The organism is Limnohabitans sp. Rim28 (genome assembly GCF_000293865.2).
In the GTDB taxonomy this organism is placed as follows: Bacteria; Pseudomonadota; Gammaproteobacteria; order Burkholderiales; family Burkholderiaceae_C; genus Limnohabitans_A.
Genome location: NZ_ALKN02000002.1, coordinates 266818 through 285240, shown reverse-complemented (window position 1 = coordinate 285240; position 18423 = coordinate 266818). Strand labels below are relative to the sequence as shown.

Annotated in this window: 20 protein-coding genes; 6 read left to right on the top strand and 14 right to left on the bottom strand. The window is 59.5% G+C overall.

Annotated features, from left to right (window positions below):
* Positions 1-133: 133 nt before the first annotated feature.
* The gene (locus B472_RS03920; RefSeq protein WP_019425452.1) at positions 134-877 is read right to left on the bottom strand and encodes a pseudouridine synthase; all 744 of its coding nucleotides are present in this window, start codon (positions 875-877) and stop codon (positions 134-136) included.
* On the opposite strand from B472_RS03920, the gene yaaA reads away from it, so the two are divergent.
* Positions 876-1652 (top strand): peroxide stress protein YaaA, encoded by a 777-nt coding sequence (gene yaaA / locus B472_RS03915; RefSeq protein ID WP_026039231.1) that lies wholly within the window; start codon positions 876-878, stop codon positions 1650-1652. The genes B472_RS03920 and yaaA overlap by 2 nt on opposite strands.
* The gene (gene queF / locus B472_RS03910) at positions 1649-2494 is read left to right on the top strand and encodes an NADPH-dependent 7-cyano-7-deazaguanine reductase QueF (RefSeq protein WP_019425450.1); all 846 of its coding nucleotides are present in this window, start codon (positions 1649-1651) and stop codon (positions 2492-2494) included. Before yaaA ends, queF begins: the two co-directional genes overlap by 4 nt.
* A gap of 6 nt (positions 2495-2500) precedes the next feature.
* Here queF and B472_RS03905 read toward each other — a convergent pair whose 3' ends face one another.
* Entirely contained in the window at positions 2501-2812 is a 312-nt protein-coding gene (locus B472_RS03905; RefSeq protein ID WP_019425449.1) for an addiction module antidote protein, read from the bottom strand.
* Positions 2809-3138 (bottom strand): type II toxin-antitoxin system RelE/ParE family toxin, encoded by a 330-nt coding sequence (locus B472_RS03900; protein WP_019425448.1) that lies wholly within the window; start codon positions 3136-3138, stop codon positions 2809-2811. Before B472_RS03900 ends, B472_RS03905 begins: the two co-directional genes overlap by 4 nt.
* Before the next feature lie 242 nt (positions 3139-3380).
* On the opposite strand from B472_RS03900, the gene B472_RS03895 reads away from it, so the two are divergent.
* Positions 3381-3821, top strand: a complete 441-nt coding sequence (locus B472_RS03895) for a PACE efflux transporter (protein WP_026039230.1) — start codon at positions 3381-3383, stop codon at positions 3819-3821.
* A gap of 43 nt (positions 3822-3864) precedes the next feature.
* On the opposite strand, the gene B472_RS03890 is transcribed toward B472_RS03895, so the two are convergent.
* Together B472_RS03890 and B472_RS03885 are read right to left on the bottom strand one after the other, a co-directional pair.
* Positions 3865-4185, bottom strand: a complete 321-nt coding sequence (locus tag B472_RS03890; protein ID WP_026039229.1) for a type II toxin-antitoxin system PemK/MazF family toxin — start codon at positions 4183-4185, stop codon at positions 3865-3867.
* Positions 4179-4433: a hypothetical protein gene (locus tag B472_RS03885; protein WP_019425445.1), complete on the bottom strand. Its 255-nt coding sequence runs from the start codon at positions 4431-4433 to the stop codon at positions 4179-4181. The genes B472_RS03890 and B472_RS03885 overlap by 7 nt, the downstream gene beginning before the upstream one ends.
* 106 nt (positions 4434-4539) lie before the next feature.
* Here B472_RS03885 and B472_RS03880 point away from each other — a divergent pair, with 106 nt between their 5' ends.
* Positions 4540-6639 (top strand): IGHMBP2 family helicase, encoded by a 2100-nt coding sequence (locus B472_RS03880; protein ID WP_019425444.1) that lies wholly within the window; start codon positions 4540-4542, stop codon positions 6637-6639.
* A gap of 84 nt (positions 6640-6723) precedes the next feature.
* Here the strand turns inward: B472_RS03880 and B472_RS03875 are convergent, their stop codons facing one another.
* Genes B472_RS03875 through B472_RS03865 form a run of 3 tightly spaced genes read right to left on the bottom strand, consistent with a single transcriptional unit; the run spans position 6724 to position 11048 of the window.
* Positions 6724-7725: a ComEC/Rec2 family competence protein gene (locus B472_RS03875; protein ID WP_019425443.1), complete on the bottom strand. Its 1002-nt coding sequence runs from the start codon at positions 7723-7725 to the stop codon at positions 6724-6726.
* Positions 7726-7729: 4 nt separating this feature from the next.
* Entirely contained in the window at positions 7730-8224 is a 495-nt protein-coding gene (locus B472_RS03870; RefSeq protein ID WP_019425442.1) for a hypothetical protein, read from the bottom strand.
* Between the two features lie 25 nt (positions 8225-8249).
* Complete coding sequence (locus B472_RS03865) at positions 8250-11048, bottom strand: DNA methyltransferase (RefSeq protein WP_019425441.1); 2799 nt, start codon at positions 11046-11048, stop codon at positions 8250-8252.
* A gap of 204 nt (positions 11049-11252) precedes the next feature.
* On the opposite strand from B472_RS03865, the gene B472_RS03860 reads away from it, so the two are divergent.
* Together B472_RS03860 and B472_RS03855 are read left to right on the top strand one after the other, a co-directional pair.
* Positions 11253-11510, top strand: a complete 258-nt coding sequence (locus tag B472_RS03860) for a type II toxin-antitoxin system Phd/YefM family antitoxin (RefSeq protein WP_019425440.1) — start codon at positions 11253-11255, stop codon at positions 11508-11510.
* Entirely contained in the window at positions 11507-11923 is a 417-nt protein-coding gene (locus B472_RS03855) for a type II toxin-antitoxin system VapC family toxin (RefSeq protein WP_019425439.1), read from the top strand. The genes B472_RS03860 and B472_RS03855 overlap by 4 nt, the downstream gene beginning before the upstream one ends.
* A gap of 32 nt (positions 11924-11955) precedes the next feature.
* Here B472_RS03855 and B472_RS03850 read toward each other — a convergent pair whose 3' ends face one another.
* From B472_RS03850 to gudD, 6 genes are all read right to left on the bottom strand, one after another.
* Positions 11956-12798 carry an enoyl-CoA hydratase-related protein gene (locus B472_RS03850; protein ID WP_019425438.1) on the bottom strand — a complete coding sequence of 281 codons (843 nt, stop codon included), beginning with the start codon at positions 12796-12798 and terminating at the stop codon, positions 11956-11958.
* Positions 12764-14011: a DNA polymerase IV gene (gene dinB / locus B472_RS03845; RefSeq protein WP_081504900.1), complete on the bottom strand. Its 1248-nt coding sequence runs from the start codon at positions 14009-14011 to the stop codon at positions 12764-12766. The genes B472_RS03850 and dinB overlap by 35 nt, the downstream gene beginning before the upstream one ends.
* Positions 14012-14103: 92 nt before the next feature.
* Entirely contained in the window at positions 14104-15258 is a 1155-nt protein-coding gene (locus tag B472_RS03840) for an alpha-hydroxy acid oxidase (RefSeq protein ID WP_019425436.1), read from the bottom strand.
* A gap of 116 nt (positions 15259-15374) precedes the next feature.
* Positions 15375-16196, bottom strand: coding sequence for an NAD(P)-dependent oxidoreductase (locus B472_RS03835; protein ID WP_019425435.1), 822 nt, complete (start codon positions 16194-16196; stop codon positions 15375-15377).
* Positions 16197-16210: 14 nt separating this feature from the next.
* Positions 16211-16975: an HpcH/HpaI aldolase/citrate lyase family protein gene (locus B472_RS03830; RefSeq protein WP_019425434.1), complete on the bottom strand. Its 765-nt coding sequence runs from the start codon at positions 16973-16975 to the stop codon at positions 16211-16213.
* A gap of 64 nt (positions 16976-17039) precedes the next feature.
* Positions 17040-18377, bottom strand: coding sequence for a glucarate dehydratase (gudD, locus tag B472_RS03825; protein ID WP_026039226.1), 1338 nt, complete (start codon positions 18375-18377; stop codon positions 17040-17042).
* Between the last annotated feature and the right edge of the window lie 46 nt (positions 18378-18423).

Genomic DNA, 18423 nt, shown 5'->3' with positions numbered 1-18423 from the left:
GTGTGTTGTCGCGGTCGGTTGAGTCTTGGCTCGCGATAGCAAGCGCAGCCGTGCATCTTATGGAAAACCGCGCAGATGCTTATCCGTTGGGTGACAATCGCACCGATTTGTAGGGGCCCACAGGGGTTGGCTTCTACAAAGAGGGGGCAGCGCCAGGCCCGCTTGCAGGTGGAATGGAAGCCTCAGTGAAAGCATCCCAAAGTCCCCACTCGCTGGGCAGCGACGACACCAAACGCAGCAGCTGCCCGCTGACCGGGTGAGGCAGTTCCAGCCTTTGCGCGTGCAACCACAGCCGTTGCAGCCCCAGCACGTCGGCCACCGCCCGGTTCAAAGGCCCTTTGCCGTGCGTGGCGTCGCCGATGATCGGGTGGGCGATGTGTTTCATGTGCCGGCGCAATTGGTGGCGGCGACCGGTCAGCGGCTCCAGTTCCACCTCAGCGCAGCGGGTGCTGGCAAAGCCTTGCTGCGGCAGTGCCAGCTCAAAGTGGCGCAAGGTGGCAAAGCGGCTTTGGGCGGGCTGAATTTCGGTGCGCTCGGTGCGCATGTCGTCGGGCATGCGCTTCAAGGGGTGGTCGATCAGGCCTGAATCCGCAGGCCAGCCACGCACGATGGCGCGGTAGGTTTTTTGCAGACCCTCACCCGTTTCAAAGGCCTGCCCCAGCGTGCGCGCCACCTCGGCGCTCAGCGCAAACAGCAGCACGCCGCTGGTGCCTTTGTCCAGCCGGTGCACAGGCCAGACATGTTGCCCAATTTGGTCGCGCAGGGTTTGCAGCACAAAGCGGGTTTCACCCTTGTCCAGCGGGGTGCGATGCACCAGCCAGCCCGCAGGCTTGTGCACGATGGCGAGATAATCGTCCAGGTAAAGGATGTCGAGCATGTTGTTCTTATTGTCACCCGCCAAATCCCTGGACTACGAAACCCCCGCAGGCGATCTGCCCCACACGCTGCCCCAGTTTGTGCCGCAATCGCAGGCCCTCATTGACGTGCTGCGCCAAAAGTCGCCCCAGCAAATCGCCGAGCTGATGGACCTGTCGGACGCGCTGTCGGCCCTGAACGTGGCCCGCTACGAAGCCTGGGCTCCGAAGTTCACCGCCAAAAATGCCAAACAAGCCGTGCTGGCCTTCAATGGCGACGTTTACGAAGGCCTGGACGCCAAGACCCTGTCCGCGCAAGACCTGGACTGGGCGCAAACCCATGTGGGCATTTTGAGTGGCCTGTATGGCGTGCTGCGCCCGCTGGACTGGATGCAGCCCTACCGCCTGGAAATGGGCACCATGCTGCAAACCGACAAGGGCAGCAACCTGTACAAGTTTTGGGGGCCGCAAATTGCCGAGCACCTGAACGCCCAGCTGGCCAAAGACAAAACCCCGGTCATCGTCAACCTGGCTTCGCAGGAGTACTTCAAGTCGGTGGACCGCAAAACCCTCAAGGCCCGCGTCATCGAATGCGTGTTTGAAGACTTCAAAGGCGGCAAGTACAAAATCATCAGCTTCAACGCCAAGCGGGCGCGGGGCCTGATGGCCCGCTTTGCCATCCAAAACAAAATCACCCACCCCGAAGGCTTGCTGGGTTTTGACCTGGAAGGCTATGCCTACGACGCCGCTGTCTCTGAACCCGACCGCTTGGTCTTCCGCCGCAAAGTGCAAGCATGAACACCCCCGAACAATCGCAGCTGGGCAAATCCAGCGCCTATGTGGACCAGTACGACGCGGGTTTGCTGTTCCCGATTCCGCGTGCCACCAAACGCGCCGAGATCGGCGTCACCGGCCAGCCGGTGTTTTTTGGGGCCGATTTGTGGACCGCGTTTGAGCTGTCCTGGCTCAACACCAAAGGCAAGCCGCAGGTGGCGCTGGCGCACATCACCGTGCCGGCCGAGAGCACGCACATTGTCGAGAGCAAGTCCTTCAAGCTGTATCTGAACAGCTTCAACAACACCCGCTTGGAAAGCGCCGACGTGGTGCGCGACATGATTCGCCGCGACATCAGCGCGGCCATCTGGCACGGCGGCACCATGCAAGCCAGCGTGGGCGTGAAGCTGCTGCTGCAAGAGCAATTTGACACCGAGCCCGTGCACGAACTCGACGGCCTGAACCTGGACCGCATGGACATTGAGTGCACACGTTACGAGCCTGCGCCGGACCTGTTGCGCGCCAACGCCGAAGAACTGCCCGTGAGCGAAACGCTGGTCAGCCACTTGCTCAAAAGCAATTGTTTGGTCACGGGCCAGCCCGACTGGGGCAGCGTGCAAATCACCTACATCGGCCCCCAGATCGAGCAAGCGGGTTTGTTGCAATACATCGTGAGCTATCGCAACCACAACGAGTTCCATGAGCAGTGCGTGGAGCGCATCTTCATGGACATCTGGACGCGCTGCCAACCCACCACCTTGACGGTGTACGCCCGCTACACCCGCCGCGGCGGGTTGGACATCAACCCCTGGCGCACCAGCGCACCGGGCAAGTTGCCGCCCAACGTGCGCACGGCGCGGCAGTGAATCAACTCAGCGGGGCCGCACCACCGACAAGTGCAGTCCGGTGGCGTTCAACACTGCCAACCAAGTTTTGAGTGTGGGATTGCCCCGTGGACTGAGTGCCCGGTACAAGCTTTCGCGGGGCATGCCCGCTCTCTCGGCCACCGCAGACATGCCTTGCGCCTCAGCGATGTGCCGCAAAGCCGCCAGCAAAGCCTGTTGCCCGCCGGGTTGATCCGCTTGATCCAGTGCAACAGCCAAGTACTCGTTGGCAAACTCAGGATCGGCTTTCAGCATCTCCACAACGGCTTCGTCATGCGGGCGGCTGGTCACGATGGTCATTTGAGCTTTCTCCTGTTTTGCCAGTCCAACCAGTAACGGTGGGCCTGTTCAATGTCCGTTTGCTGTTTTCGCTTGTCACCACCGACCAACAGCAAGATCAAGCGCTGTCCGGCCTGTGCGTAGTAAATCCTGTACCCCGGTCCCCAATCAACTCTGGCCTCCCAAACGCCTTCGCCAACCGGTTTCACATCACCAAAATTGCCGCTGGCCATTCGGCTTACCCGAATCAAAATTCGGGCTCTGGCTTGTCGATCTGCCAATGACATCAACCACAATGCATAAGGGTCATCGCCTTGCGCGGTCAGGTAATCACGAACTTCAAACATGTGAATTATAAGTTACAAGGTAATCCGACCGCATTACAGAGGAAGGCCGGCTGCCAAGAAGATAAGCGTCTTGAACTCATTGACTTGAGCGGTACGAGTAATTTTATGAGCTATAAAGTATTTAATAAAGATCAATGGGCGATACAGCTGCCTTTCGACCTGACCAGCGCAACGTGTTAACTTCTGACACCCGCGCCTGCCAGTGCGCTTTCCTGGCTGGCCACTTCACCATATTTCCCAACATGTCCCCCACCACCCGCCGCGTTGTCCAGGCCTTGTTGTACGAGGCCATAGCGATTGCCGTGGTTGGGCCGGTGTTGAGCCTGGCCTTTGACAAATCACCCACCTCCACCTTGGGCCTGGCGGTCGTGTTGTCGGGCATGGCACTGACGTGGAATTACGTCTTCAACGGGCTCTTTGAGCGCTGGGAGTCGCGCCAATCGGTGCGTGGTCGTTCCTTTGCCCGGCGGCTGGCCCACGGGGCCGGTTTTGAAGGTGGGCTGGTCATCATTCTCTTGCCCGTCATGTCGCTGTGGCTGGACATTTCGATCACCGCTGCCCTGCTGGCCAACCTGGGCCTGCTGGCCTTCTTTTTCTTTTATGCCATCGCGTTCACCTGGTGCTTTGACCGGGTTTTCGGCTTGCCTGCTTCTGCCCAGGCGGGTGATGTCACACAGGGTTGACCCTGTTGGCTGAGGCCAGAAACGCCCAAGGAGTTTTGCCTTCTTACGCCGCGAACACTTCCTGCAGCGTGGTCAGGGCTGCCGTCAAGGTCTTGGCAGACACAGCGCCCAGCCGCTTGACCAAGCGCAGCTTGTCAACCGTCCGAAGCTGATCCAGCACGATCAGGCCCTTGGTTCCAGCATGGGTGACTGGCACCCGAAACGGCGCAGCAAACCCCTTGGAGGTCATGGGGGCCACCATCACGGTGCGCAGGTGGTCATTCAACTCTGCCGGGGACAGCACCACGCAGGGCCGCGACTTCTTGATTTCGCTGCCCACGGTCGGGTCCAGGTTCACCAGCCAAATGTCGCCGCGCTTCACCAGCCCAACTCCTCATCGTCCAAGTTGCCGAACTCACCCATCACAAGCGCATCTTCGCCCTTGGCGGATACGGCTGCAGCAGCCTGTGCCCAGCCAGCACGAACCGTCTTGGCGGGCTTGCGCAAGACGATGGTGCCGTTTTCCACTTCGATGGTGGCGGTGGCCTGACCATCCAGCCCGACCTGGGCCAGAAACGGCTTGGGCAACACCACGCCTTTGCTGTTGCCGATGTTCCGAATTGCAATTTCCATGATAATCCTCCAGTTGCAACAATGTTAATCCATGCGAAGTGGATGGGCAAGACCTAAGGTTGTAACAATGTGACTACATCATTGTGACGAAAAAGTCCCTGTACCTTTGGCTGCCCCAGACCCCACCCCCACCGCCCCTAGCGCTGTTCAAGATGCTGTTCAAAGTGAGTTGCGCCATGTGCGTGCGCTCATGCAACTGGAGCAACAGGAAGACCAGGCGCAGTTCAAGCTCAAAAATGCCAGTGCCAGCATCAAAGAGCGCCGACGGCGTGGCCTGACTTGGTACCCCGTCACCATCACCCAAGAAGACATTGGGTTTGGCGGCAAGGTGGTGCTGGAGCTGGAGCGCCCCGCGCATCGGCAAGACCTGCATTTGTTTCAGGTGGGGGCGGCTGCGGCGCTGTTCAGCAGCGCGCCCGGCTACTCGGGGCCTGATCGGCCTGTGGTCAGCGGCGTGGTCACCCGCGTGCGGCGCAACAAGCTGGTGCTGGCCACCACCAAAGAAGCGCTGCCCGACTGGGTGCGGGACGGCAGCACCCTGAACGGCAGCAGCCCAAACGGAAGCACGTTAGGCATTGACTTGACCTTTGACGAGGTCAGCTACCGCGAGATGAACCAGGCCCTGAGCGCGGTCATGGCCGCACACGGCAACCGCTTGGCCGAACTGCGCGACGTGCTGCTGGGCGCCCGGCAGGCAACTTTTCGCGAGCCCCAAGCCGACGACCTTTTTTACCCCAGTGCGCTCAACGACTCGCAGCTGGCCGCTGTGCGCCATGTGGTCACGGCGCAAGACGTGGCCATCATCCACGGCCCGCCCGGCACGGGCAAAACCACCACGCTGGTGCAAGCCATTTTGGAAACCATCCGGCGCGAGCGGCGCGTGCTGGTGTGCGCCCCCTCGAACACCGCCGTGGACCTGCTGACCGAAAAGCTGGCCGAGCGCGGTGTGAATGTGATCCGCCTGGGCAACCCCAGCCGCGTGTCGGACCTGCTGCTCCAGCACACGCTGGATGCCGGGGTGATGGCCCACGCCAGCTACGCCAAGATGCACGCGATGCGCCAAACCGCTGAGCAGCACCGAGAGGCTGCCAGCGAACGCGTGCGCAACTTTGGTTTTGAAGAGCGACAGCGACGCCAGTGGCTGAAGGATGAAGCCCGCACGCTGCGCCAAGCCGCCGACGATTTGGAGCGCTTCATGACCGAGGACGTGCTCGAATCGGTGCAGGTCATCACCTGCACGCTGGTAGGCGCCAGCCACCGCCAAATTCGCCACCTGAGCTTTGAGACGGTCTTCATCGACGAAGCCGCCCAGGCCTTGGAGCCGGGTTGTTGGATTCCGATTGCCAAGGGCCAGCGCCTGGTGTTGGCGGGCGACCACCACCAGCTGCCACCCACCGTGAAAAGCGAAAAAGCCGCCCGCGAAGGCCTGCGCGAAACCCTGTTTGAAAAGTGCATCCAGCGCCAACCCCACACGGCCCGCATGCTGAAGGTGCAATACCGCATGCACGCGCACATCATGGGCTTCAGCTCAGAGAAGTTTTATGGCGGCCAACTGGTGGCGCACGCCAGCGTGCGCGACGCTGACTTGGCCGCCTATGACCCACGCTTTAATTCCCCGCGCTTCAATGACCCACGTTTGTCGCCCGACCTGCCCGTGGAATTCATCGACACGGCGGGTTGCGGTTATCAAGAACTGGCCATTCCTGAGAGCCGTTCAACCGCCAACCCCGAAGAAGCCCTTTTGCTGCTGGAGCGCCTAGCGCAGCTGCTGGGGCAACTGTCGGAACCAGGCGAACCCACCGAGCCAGACCAACGCCCGCTGACCATTGGCGTCATCGCACCGTACCGCGCCCAAATCAACTATTTGAAAGACGCCATCGAAGACAGCGCCGTGCTGAATGACTTGCTGTTGCAACGCAGGCTCAGCGTGGGCACCGTCGATTCGTTTCAGGGCCAAGAGCGCGACATCATTGCCATCACCTTGACGCGCAGCAATACCCAAGGCGAGATCGGCTTTTTGTCTGACATCCGCCGCATGAACGTGGGCATGACCCGCGCACGGCGCAAGCTGCTGCTGGTGGGCGATTCGTCCACGCTTTGCAGGCATCCGTTTTTTGGGGAGTTGCTGGCGTATGTGAAGGGGGTGGGGGGATACCGCATGGCGCTAGAGCTGTCCCGAGAAAAAATCGCAGCACACACGCAATAGAGCCTGACGCAGGGCACTATGGTGCTCTGACCTCGTTCAAAAAAAATGGAAGCGGTTCAAAATTTGAGCAGCTGGTGTTTGCTATCAAGACTTGGCTTTTAGGAAGCCTAGTGTTCGGTAACCTTGAGAATTTCGACTGCTATCACCAGAGTTTTTGGATTCAGCATACGCGTCATTCTCGACATAAACGTGCATCTTATTGTCTACAACATCGAGCACAACATTCCCCGCTTGGTTGTTCGTGATCTTATAGAGCCCGCGTCGATTCCAGGCGTCATATGCTAGATGCTCTGATCTGGCAACTCCAAAAAGTGTCAATCTTGGTTTCAATACATCCAAAAAATTCCACGAGCGGCCTGAGTCGCGCCCATGATGAGGAGCAATCAGCAAGTCGCAGTCAGCTACCTCTTGCTCGTGATTTTCTAAGATGTGATCCCAAGTGGCATCGTGAGAGTCGCCGCTGAAGATGATCTTGAACCCCCCAGTGCGATAAATAATTACATACGAGCAGTCGTTAAAGTCAGTTTTTGAATTGGCATCGTCTACTAATTTTTGCGTCGGGGCTATGACATGTAAGCCATCACCAGCTCCACCGTCGTCACCCACGTTCGCATACTTAAACGATGTTCCCGCCAAGACTCTAAGCGAAGTGGTTCCGACCTCTTTGTCATCTTTAACCTTCACGTATCGATCCCAATCTTCCTCCTTGTAACCATTGAAGCTGCTGAAATCCGGTTTTGGCTTGTCCGCCCCTGAATGCCAAAAGTTGTTTACCGGGAGTTCGTCCATTAAGGCATTAAAACCGTCCAAGTGATCCATATCAGGATGGGTGAGAATGAAGCGCCAGATGCTAGAAATACCGAGACCTACTAGGTAATCTTGCGGCTTAGTTGGGTAGGCCTTCATGTTGTAGTTGCCGTTACCGCCAGTGTTTGCCAGACCGGCAGCCTTGATTAATTTGTTAGTTGTTTCTTCAACTGCGGAAAGGTTTCCACACGAAATATCGATCATTGAAACCCTGCCACTGTTGTGTTGGATCACGATGCAATCGCCTTCGCCCACGTTCAGAAAGTGAATTGTCGCCATGGGATCACTCCTTCGTCTGAAATGACACCGTTTGCTTTGCCTCTGGCTTTGATTGGCGCGATGGCTCAATCCCCCAAACTGTCAAACCGATGTCTTCAATTTTGGCTAGGAAGCGATCAACATTTAGGCCAGCGATATAAGAGATTGCCCAAATACCTAGTTGACTTCCAGTCTGATCTTGCGTCGCCCCCAGTAGCAAGAGACCTGATTTGACAAACAAGTAGCTCACGCCACCAAGTACTAAGCTAACTATGGGCCTGAGTAAATACCAGGGTAACCAAGCAACGTCCCACTGCTTGCGCACGCAGGCATTGAGATAGACGCCTCTAAGGCAGTAAGTCACACCACCGAGTCCACCAAACAACACGCAGGCCGCCACAACCTTCAATTCCCCTTCTAGACAAGTTGCATGTCCCAAAGCGATTGTGGCGAGAGCAATCGCAACTCCAAGCAGTTCGGCGACCAAGCCTACAGATACCGCCCAAATTGAAAAATTCATAAATATCCCTTCTTAAATTTTTTCATCAAAATTCAAGACCTTTAGTTTTGGTCTTACGTGTTTTTTTGAAGGCTGGCGCAGGCAGCAAGCTAGTGATGCGTTGGTACAGGTCGAACAGGAAGGCCACGCGTTCGGCGTCGGAGGTGTAGGACTTTTTGCCGCCGCTGGGTTGGTAGGCGGCGTCTACGGCGGTGTCTAGTTTTTGGTGGGCCTTGAGCAGGGCCGGGGGCATGGTCAGCGGGTCGTAGAGGTCGGCCAGTGACGAGTCGGCAAATTGGGCGCGGGCGTCGAGCACGCATTGGGCTGCTTGTTCGATGGCGGTGCGGTGTTTGTCGCTGAATGGCTCGCCAGCGAAGCCGGGCCAGGGGTAGTTGTTATAGACGATGGTGTTGGAGTAGCTGTAATCGCTTTTCAAACGTCCACAGGTGTAACGCATCCAGGCGTTGTGCATCGTGCTGGTCAGCACCCCAAAGGTGAACAGTGAGGCGTCGTCGACAAAGAAAATTTTGTCGCCGCAGATGACGTTTCCATCCAGATAGCCGATGGGGATGAATTGGCGGCGTTCTGATGAAACCTTAGGGATCGCCAAGTACCGGGGTGTCAGCGGTTGCCGAATTTTTTGAAACTGCGTCGGATTGTTGGCATCCTTTTGAGTTTGTGCGTCGGTACTCGAACTCCTCATTACACGGACGGCTTCGACCCGCTTCATGACGTGTGGCATTGATCGCAAAACAGCTGGAGGTGCATCTACCAACCACAGGCACCATCGTGAAATGTTGTTGATGAATTCGTCGCCCATCAGATACGGTCGAATCCATTGACCAGCTTGTGGTTCAACGGAAAGTAGTGCATCTTTTTCTGCATCGTTCATCAGCAAGTTGCCCCCATCTGTGGGTTTGCTGCCATTGGTCATCTCAGCCACTTGGCAAATGGGTGTGCGGCGCTTGCTCAGCAACACATCTGGCGCATCCACCAAATACGCGTTGATGCGCTTGGCAGGCACCGCATGTGGCGGGCCTTTGATGTCTTCGTATTCGAAGATGGTTTTGACCGCTTGATCTTCGGGGCCAAAGCCCACGATGACGCAATGCACAGCGGCTTTGCCGCTGGCTTCGTTGCTCCACTGAAAGGTGCGGTGCGCAAAGTGGGTGTGCATGCCCAGGCGCTGCATCTCGCCCCAAAGAACGGCCACTTGTTCGCCTTGGGTGATGCTATTGGTCGACACAAATGCCGCTTGCGTGCCCGTGCTTTTCATGTATTGCGCGGCCAGCACATACCAGCCGCACACAAAGTCCAAATCACCCGCGCCGTGTATGCCGTGCATCACCGCAGCCAGGTCGGTTTTTTGTTCTTTGCTTTGGTAGGTCTTGCCCAAGAAGGGCGGATTGCCCAGCACATAACTGCACCGCTGCGCAGGCAGCACCTCTTGCCAGTCCAGCCGCAGCGCGTTGGCGTGGCGTATTTGTGGTGAGCTTTTGAGCGGGATGCGGGCAAAGTACAGGCCAAACTCCACGCTCACGCGCAGGTTCATTTGGTGGTCCACCAGCCACAGGGCCACTTGGGCAATTTGTGCCGGAAACTCTTCGATCTCGATGCCAAAGAATTGGTCCACGTTCACGCCGATCAGGCCATGCACATCCACCGTCAGCTGGCCTTTGTGGGCGCTCAGTTCGTGGTCGGCCCGCAGCACCTTCAGCTCCAGCTCGCGCAGTTCGCGGTAACTGATGACCAAGAAGTTGCCGCACCCGCAAGCCGGGTCCAAAAACGTCAGCTGGCGCAGCTTTTTGTGGAACTCAAACAGCTTGTTGCGGTGGCCTTTCACCCTCTCAAACTCGGCGTGCAGCTCGTCCAGAAACAGGGGCTTGATCAGCTTGAGGATGTTGGCCTCAGACGTGTAGTGCGCGCCCAGGTTGCGGCGGGCTTTGTCGTCCATGATGCTTTGGAACAAGCTGCCAAAAATCGCCGGGCTGATGGCCGACCAGTCGAGCGCACAGGCGTCCAGCAGGGCTTCGCGCATGGCGGTGCTGAAGTCGGCCATGGGCAGGGTTTCTTCAAACAGGCGGCCGTTGATGTAGGCAAACTGGCCCAACTGTTCGTCGATGTTTTGGCTGCGTTGGCTTTCGTGTGTGTTGAGCACCTGAAACAGTTGCCCCAGGCGCGGCCCCAGGTCCGAGCCGTCGGGCGCGGTGCGTTCTTCCACAAAGTCTCTGAACGATTGCGCGGGCTGAAAGATGCCCGTGTCGTCGGCAAACAAACAAAACAGCAGGCGCACCAGCAGCACTTCGAGCGCGTGGCCGCTGTAGCCGCTGGCTTTCAGGGCGTCGTGCAGGCGGCCCATGCGCTCGGCGGCCTTGATGTTGACCGGGTCTTCAGCCCGAATGTCTTGCACCTTGTAGCCCGCCAGCAGGCCAAAGAGCTTGACGTGTTTGTGCAGGTGCTGGAGTGCAAACTCCAGCGTTTCGTGCGTCTGGCCTGAGGCCAGGCGCCGCACCCGAAAGCGGGCAAAGTCGCACACCACCACCAACTGGGGCAGGTCGCGCTCGCTGAGGTGGTGCAGGTAGCCCATGGCCTGGTCCACCGCGTCGTCCAGGCTTTTGCCGCGCGACTTGTGCTCCACCAACAGCACGCCGGGCCAAAACAGATCCACAAAGCCTTGAGCGCCGCCGAGCTTTTTGACGTTCAGCTCAAAGGTGGCGACGCGCTTGTCGGTGATGCCAAAGATTTCAAAGAAATCGATCCAAAAGGGCTTGGCCAGGCTGTCTTCGTTGCAGGCGTCGGCCCAGGTTTTGCTGAAAAGCAATGCCCTGGATTTGATTTCGTTCAAATTAAGACCCATTTGGTACTCACAAAGTGAGACTGGATGTTAATGGAAAGTTCTCGGTTTTTTGGCTTGGGTAGTGCTGGGGGTGTAATTAAAGGGTTGATGTCAGCGGTCATGCCGTCATCAGTCCATCGGTTTGACAAACATGCCCATCACGATCAAACTCGGCATCTGACTAGATGGATGACCAGTTTGAAGGGGGTTGAGATGCACACATGGCCAGTACAAGACGCGAAGGCGCGGTTCAGTGAGTTTTTGGATGCGTGCTTGACCGAAGGGCCGCAAATGGTCACCCGGCGCGGTGCCGAAGCTGCCGTGCTGGTGCCCGTGCAGGAGTGGCGGCGTATGCAGTCGGCAGCGCGCCCCTCGCTCAAACAACTGCTGCTTTCTGACCAAGCCCGCACCGACTTGATCGTGCCGCCGCGCGGTCAAGCCAAGCGGCGACCTGTGGAGCCGATGCTGTGACGCAGCGGTATTTGCTGGACACCAATGTGGTGTCGGAGTTGCGCAAGCCGCGCCCGCACGGCGGCGTGGTGGCTTGGCTGGAATCGCTGGATGACGCTCAGCTTTACGTGTCGGCGGTCACGCTGGGCGAAATTCAAGCGGGCATCGAGCTGACCCGGGAACAGGACCCCGATAAGGCCCAGCAAATTGAAGACTGGTTGGCCTTGGTGGCGAGCGCTTACAACGTCTTGCCCATGGACGCAGCAGCCTTCACGGCTTGGGCAAAGTTGATGCACCGCAAGTCAGACACGCTCTATGAAGACGCCATGATTGCCGCAACCGCCAAGGTGCATGGACTGACCGTGGCGACACGGAATGTGGCGGACTTTCAGGCGCTGGGTTTCGAGGTGTTCAACCCGTTCGCCCCGGTGTAATCCAAATCTTTCCACGAGGCTTGGCTCAGCCTTCAACCAAATTCCCGAAACCCCTTGAGCGGTGGCAACGGCGCGAAGTTCGCTTCGCGTTTTTGCTGCATGGCGCTGATGGCTTCGCGCACGTTGGCGTTGCTCCAGATCGCGCCTTGCAGCCAGCCCATGTGGCGCAGGCTGTCTTCGGTGCTGTGGTCGCGGGCGTAGTGCAGCACTTGCTTGGTGCCCCAGATGGCCACGGGCGGTTTGCTGGCGATTTCTTTGGCCGCTTGCAGGGCGGCGGCCACGGTGGCTTCGTGGGTGGGCAGCACCTCGTTCACCAGGCCGTGCGCCAGAGCTTTGTCGGCACCCAGGCGCCTGCCCGTGTAGGCCAGTTCTTTCACCAGCGCCATGGGCAGCAGCTTGGGCAGGCGCTGCAGCGTGCCCACGTCGGCCACCATGCCGATGTTGATTTCTTGGATGCAGAAGAACGCATCGGCCGAGGCATAGCGCATGCAGCAGGCGGTGACCATGTCCACCGCGCCGCCAATGCAGCCGCCCTGAATGGCCGCAATGACCGGGATGCGCAGTTCTTCGAGCAGGGTGAAGGTGTGCTGCATGTCGGTCAGCAGGTCGTACACCGCCGAGCGGCCTTCGGCGCTGGTGTCGTCCATTTGGATGGCGCTGCCAAAGGTCTGCAGGTCCATGCCCGCGCTGAAGTGTTTGCCCGTGCTCGAGATCACCAGCGCCCGGGCGGTGCCGGCTTTGTGAATGTCGGTCAGCACCTCGTGCAGCTCGCGCCAGAAAGTGGGGTGCATGGTGTTCATCGCCTCGGGGCGGTTCAGCACCAGGTGGGCAATGTGGCCCTCAGTCGTCAGGGAAAAGCAGCTCAGTTTGTCCATGGTCGTTCACTTGGGGTGGTGGGTTGGCAGATGCTTCACTGTAAGAGGCCAGAGGGGTGGGCACTGTCCCGGCCTTGACCAGCGACCCCACCCGCACACCCAGCAGCCGAATGCGGCGTGACAGGTCCACCCGCTTGAGGCATTGGCCGGCAATCAGCCTGATGCGCTTGGCATCGGCGGTGTATTCGGTCAGGGTCTGGTCACGTGTCACGGCCTGAAAGTTGTCGTACCGCAGCTTGATGCCGATGGTTTTGCCTTCATAGCCTTTGCGCTGCAAGTCGGCGGCCACTTGCTGGCACAGGCGGGTGAAGACGGCGCCCAGCTCGGCACGGTCGCGCACGGCGTGCAGGTCGCGCTCAAAAGTGGTTTCGCGGCTCATGCTGACGGGTTCGCTCTCGGTCTCCAGCGGCCGGTCGTCGCGGCCCCAAGCCGCTTCGTGCAGCCAAGCGCCGTAGCTTTTGCCAAAGTTTTCAATCAGCCAATGCGGTTCGCGTGCGGCCAGTTCGCCGATGGTGTGGATGCCAAAGCCCTTGAGCTTTTCATCGGCCTTGGGGCCCACGCCGTTGATCTTGCGGCAGGCCAGAGGCCAGATCAGGCTTTGCAGGTCGGCCTCGTGCACGACCGAGATGCCGTTGGGTTTGTTGAACTCGCTGGCCATCTTGGCGATGAGTTTGTTGGGCGCCACGCCAATCGAGCAGGTCAGGCCTGTGGCCTCAAAAATGCTTTTTTGGATCAAGCGCGCCAGCACCCGCCCGCCTTCGCGCTGACCGCCCGGTACGTCGGTGAAGTCGATGTAGACCTCGTCCACGCCCCGGTCCTGCATGACGGGGGCGATGTCCAGGATGATGCTTTTGAAGGTGCGCGAGAAGTAGCGGTAGCGGTCAAAGTCGACAGGCAGCAGGATGGCCTGCGGGCACAGCTTGGCGGCTTTCATCAGGCCCATGGCCGAGCCGATGCCAAACTGCCGCGCCGCGTAGGTGGCGGTGGTGATCACGCCGCGCCCGGTGTAGCCCTCGATGCGCGGGAAAAAATCCACCGGAATGCGGTCCAGCCGCTCGGCAAAGGTGGCTTCGGTCCATTCGCCGTCCGGGTAGGCCGCTTGCAGCTTGCCCAGCAGGTCGTCTTCTTTGCGGCGGCCACCGCCAATGACCACCGGCAAGCCTTTGAGCTGCGGGTAGCGCAGCAACTCGCAGGACGCGTAAAACGCGTCCATGTCGAGGTGGGCAATGCGGCGCACGGGGTGTGCAATAGGGGCTGTGGTCACCCAGCAAGCATAGCGTGGGTGAAAGGCCCTGAAGCCCTCATTCAGGCCTTCGGAAAGGTGCCCGGCAACAAGATGTTGGTGTTGACGTTCTGGATGTCGGTGTGGCCGCAAAAGGCCATGGTGATGTCCAGCTCTTTGTGGATGATTTGCAGGGCCTTGGTCACGCCTGCTTCGCCCATGGCGCCCAAGCCATAGGCCATGGCGCGGCCGATCATGGTGCCTTTGGCGCCCAGCGCCCAAGCCTTCAAAACGTCTTGGCCGCTGCGGATGCCGCCGTCCATCCAGACTTCGATTTGGCTGCCCACAGCCGCCACGATGGCCGGCAGGGCTTCGATGCTGCTGGGCGCGCCGTCGAGCTGGCGGCCGCCGTGGTTGCTGACCACAATCGCGTCAGCGCCGCTGGCCACGGCCAGCTTGGCGTCTTCCACGTCCATGATGCCTTTCAAGATCAGCTTGCCGCCCCATTGCTTTTTGACCCAAGCGATGTCTTCCCAATTCAGGGTCGGGTCAAACTGCTCGTTGGTCCAAGAGGCCAGCGACTTCATATTGCTCACGGCTTTGACGTGGCCGACCAGGTTGCCAAAGGTGTGGCGCTTGGTACCGGCCATGCCTAAGCACCAGCGGGGCTTGGTCATGAGGTTGATGATGTTGGCGATGGTGGGGCGGGGTGGCGCGGTCAGACCGTTTTTCAGGTCTTTGTGGCGCTGGCCGATCACCTGCAAATCGAGTGTGAGCACCATGGCGCTGACGTTGGCGGCCTTGCAGCGGTCGATCATACGGGCCATGGCCTCGCGGTCGCGCATCATGTAGAGCTGGAACCAAAACGGTGCTTGGGTGTGGGCGGCGATGTCTTCAATCGAGCAGATGCTCATGGTGGACAGCGTGAAGGGGATGCCGAACTTTTTGGCGGCCATGGCGGCGTGCATTTCGCCATCGGCGTGCTGCATGCCCGTGAGGCCCACGGGGGCGATGCACACGGGCATCTTGGTGTCGATGCCGACCATTTGGGTGGCGGTGCTGCGGTTTTCCATGTTGACGGCCACGCGCTGGCGCAGCTTGATCTTCTGGAAATCGTCTTCGTTGGCGCGGTAGGTGCCCTCGGTCCAGGAGCCGCTGTCGGCGTAGTCGTAGAACATGCGCGGCACGCGCTTTTCGGCCAAAACGCGCAGGTCTTCGATGGTGGTGATCACGGGCATGGGTTGTCTCCTGAGGGGGCGAGCGATTTTAGACAGTCACCCATGGTAGCCGCAGGCCTTGCCTGGCGCTGTGAAACTTGGGACAGCCCGTTTGAAATTTCTTGTGGGCTGTGCGTTCACCCGTGCGGCGTTGCCTTGACGAACGCGCCGCCTTGGTAAATCGCGGCTGGATCGTTCTTGTCGATGGTTTGCTGGCGGGCTTCGACAGCAGGGCGGAACCCATCGGACGAATCCAGCGGGCGAAAGCCGATGTGTTTGGCGTGCGTGTTGTCCCACCAGGTGGTTTGGTTGTCCGACATGCCGTAGATGATGCTGTGGCCCACGATGGGCGCTGTTAGCGCTGCCACCACCAGGCGCTCCAGGTCGTCGTAGCTGAGGTAGGTGGCCAGCATGCGGCGGTCCTTGGGTTCTGTGAAAGAGGAGCCAATGCGCAGGCTCACCGTCTCGATGCCCCAGCGGTCCCAGTACAGCTGGGCCAGGTCTTCGCCAAAGGCTTTGGACAGGCCATAAAAGCCATCGGGCTTGGGGGGCATGCGGGTGTTGACGACTTCGTCCTGGCGGTAAAAACCTGTGACATGGTTGGAGCTGGCAAACACGATGCGCTGGACACCCTTCAGGCGTGCGGCTTCATAGAGGTTGACCATGCCCACAATGTTGCCCGCCAAAATCGGGTCCCAAGGCTGTTCGGTCGACACGCCACCCATGTGCACCACAGCGCTCACGCCTTGTAGCAGGGTTGTGACCTGGTCCTTGTTTTCGAGCGAGGTGATCTGAAGCTCTTCGCCTTCGGCGGCGTTGCCGAGGTCATGGCGGTCGCTCAAGCGCAGCACCTCGCAATAGGCTTTGAGGCGCGGGCGCAGTTCGCGCCCTAAATATCCAGCGGCACCCGTCAGCAGCAGGCGAGAAAAACGCAGGGGCGATGCGGGTGTGGGCAGCATGGCAAGCGATCCGTTCAGGCTTTGAATCGGCCAGCCAGTGCCGTGGCGCTGTCGCGCAGCACGTTTTGGTCAGCCCCCACGGCCACAAACAGGCAGCCTTGGTCGACATAGTGTTTGGCCAGGGCTTCGTCGCCCGTCAAGATGCCCGCCGCTTTGCCACAGGCCTTGATGCGGGCAATGGACTCGTCAATGACTTTCAGCACGTCGGGGTGCTTGGGGTTGCCCAGGTGGCCCAGCGCTGCGGACAAATCGCCGGGGCCGATGAACACGCCGTCGACGCCGTCCACGTTGGCAATGGCCTCAATATTTTGCAGTCCCAAAACGGTTTCGACCTGAAGCAAGACACAGATTTCGTCGCTGCTGTGTTGGGCATAACCCTTCACGCGCCCATAGTGGCTGGCGCGTGGCGCACCTGCATAACCGCGCACACCATGGGGCGGGTAGCGGGTGTAAGACACCGCCTGCAGGGCTTCTTCTTCGGTCTGGATGTAGGGCACCAACAAAGTTTGCACGCCCACATCGAGCAAGCGCTTGAAGGTCACCATGTCGTTCCATGGTGGACGCACGATTGCGGTGGTGGGGCTGCCTTTCATGGCTTGCAATTGCGCCACGATCTCGGTCAAGTCGTTGGGCGAGTGCTCCATGTCCAGCAGCAGCCAGTCAAAGTTGCAGTGCGCCAGGATTTCGGTGCTGATGTTGCTGCACAGGTGTGACCACAGGCCGATTTGTTTTTGACCCGATTGGATGGCGTGTTTGAAGTGGTTGACAGGCATGTCCATGGTGGGTTTCCTTAAGTTGTGAATGTGGGGGGGGGGTTGTGTTGGGGCAAATGTGCGCAGTGGCTCAGCGCACCATGCAAGGCATCTTGGGGTTGAACTTCCAGCCCGGGATCAGGTACTGCATGGCGATGGCATCGTTGCGTGCCCCCAGGCCGTGTTGTTGGTAAAGCTGGTGGGCTTTCATCACCGCGTCCATGTCCACCGCAATGCCCAAGCCGGGTTTGGCGGGGACATCCACATAACCGTCTTTGATTTGCAGCGGCTCTTGGGTGAGGAACTGGCCGTCTTGCCAGATCCAGTGGGTGTCAATGGCCGTGACTTTGCCCGGTGCTGCAGCAGCGCATTGGGTGAACATGGCCAGCGAAATGTCGAAGTGGTTGTTGGAGTGCGAGCCCCAGGTCAGGTCGTACATCTGGCACAGCTGCGCGACGCGCACCGAGCCTTGCAGTGTCCAAAAATGCGGGTCGGCCAGCGGGATGTCGACCGACTGCAGCTGGATGCTGTGCGCCATCTCGCGCCAGTCGGTGGCCACCATGTTGGTGGCCGTCAGCAAGCCGGTGGCGCGGCGGAATTCGGCCATGACTTCGCGGCCCGAGAACACGCCTTCTGCGCCGCAAGGGTCTTCGGCATAGGCCATGGTGTTGCGGTGATCGCGCAGCAGGCGAATCGCGTCTTTGAGCAGCCAGCCGCCGTTCGGGTCGAGGGTGATGCGGGCTTTGGGAAAGCGCTCGTGCAGGGCCACCACGGCTTCGACTTCTTCTTCGCCACGCAGCACGCCGCCTTTGAGCTTGAAGTCTTGAAAACCATAGCGGGCCTGTGCGGCTTCGGCCAAGCGCACCACGGCTTCGGGCGTCATGGCTTTTTCATGCCGCAAGCGCAGCCAGTCGTCGGCTTGATCGGGTTCGCTGCGGTAAGCCAAATCAGTTTGCTGTCGGTCGCCCACATAAAAAAGGTAGCCCAACATCTGCACCCGCTGGCGCTGCTGGCCGTCACCCAACAGGGCGCAGACCGGCACGTTCAGGTGCTGGCCCAGCACATCGAGCAGGGCCGACTCAACGGCCGTGACGGCGTGGATGGTCGTGCGCAGGTCAAACGTCTGGTTGCCCCGGCCGCCGCTGTCGCGGTCGGCAAACTGCTGGCGCATGGCGTTCAGCACGTGGTTGTAGTGGCCAATCGGCTGGCCTTCAACCAAGGGGCGGGCGTCTTCCAGGGTTTGGCGGATTTTCTCGCCGCCGGGCACTTCGCCCAAGCCGGTGTGGCCCGATGAGTCGGTCAGGATGACGATGTTGCGGGTGAAAAACGGACCGTGAGCGCCGCTGAGGTTGAGCAGCATGCCGTCGTGACCGGCCACTGGAATCACCTGCATGCGGCTGATCACCGGGGTGTGAGAGGGGTTTTGCATGGCGAACATGTCAGTGGGTGGGTAAGACATCGTACAACCATGCGCC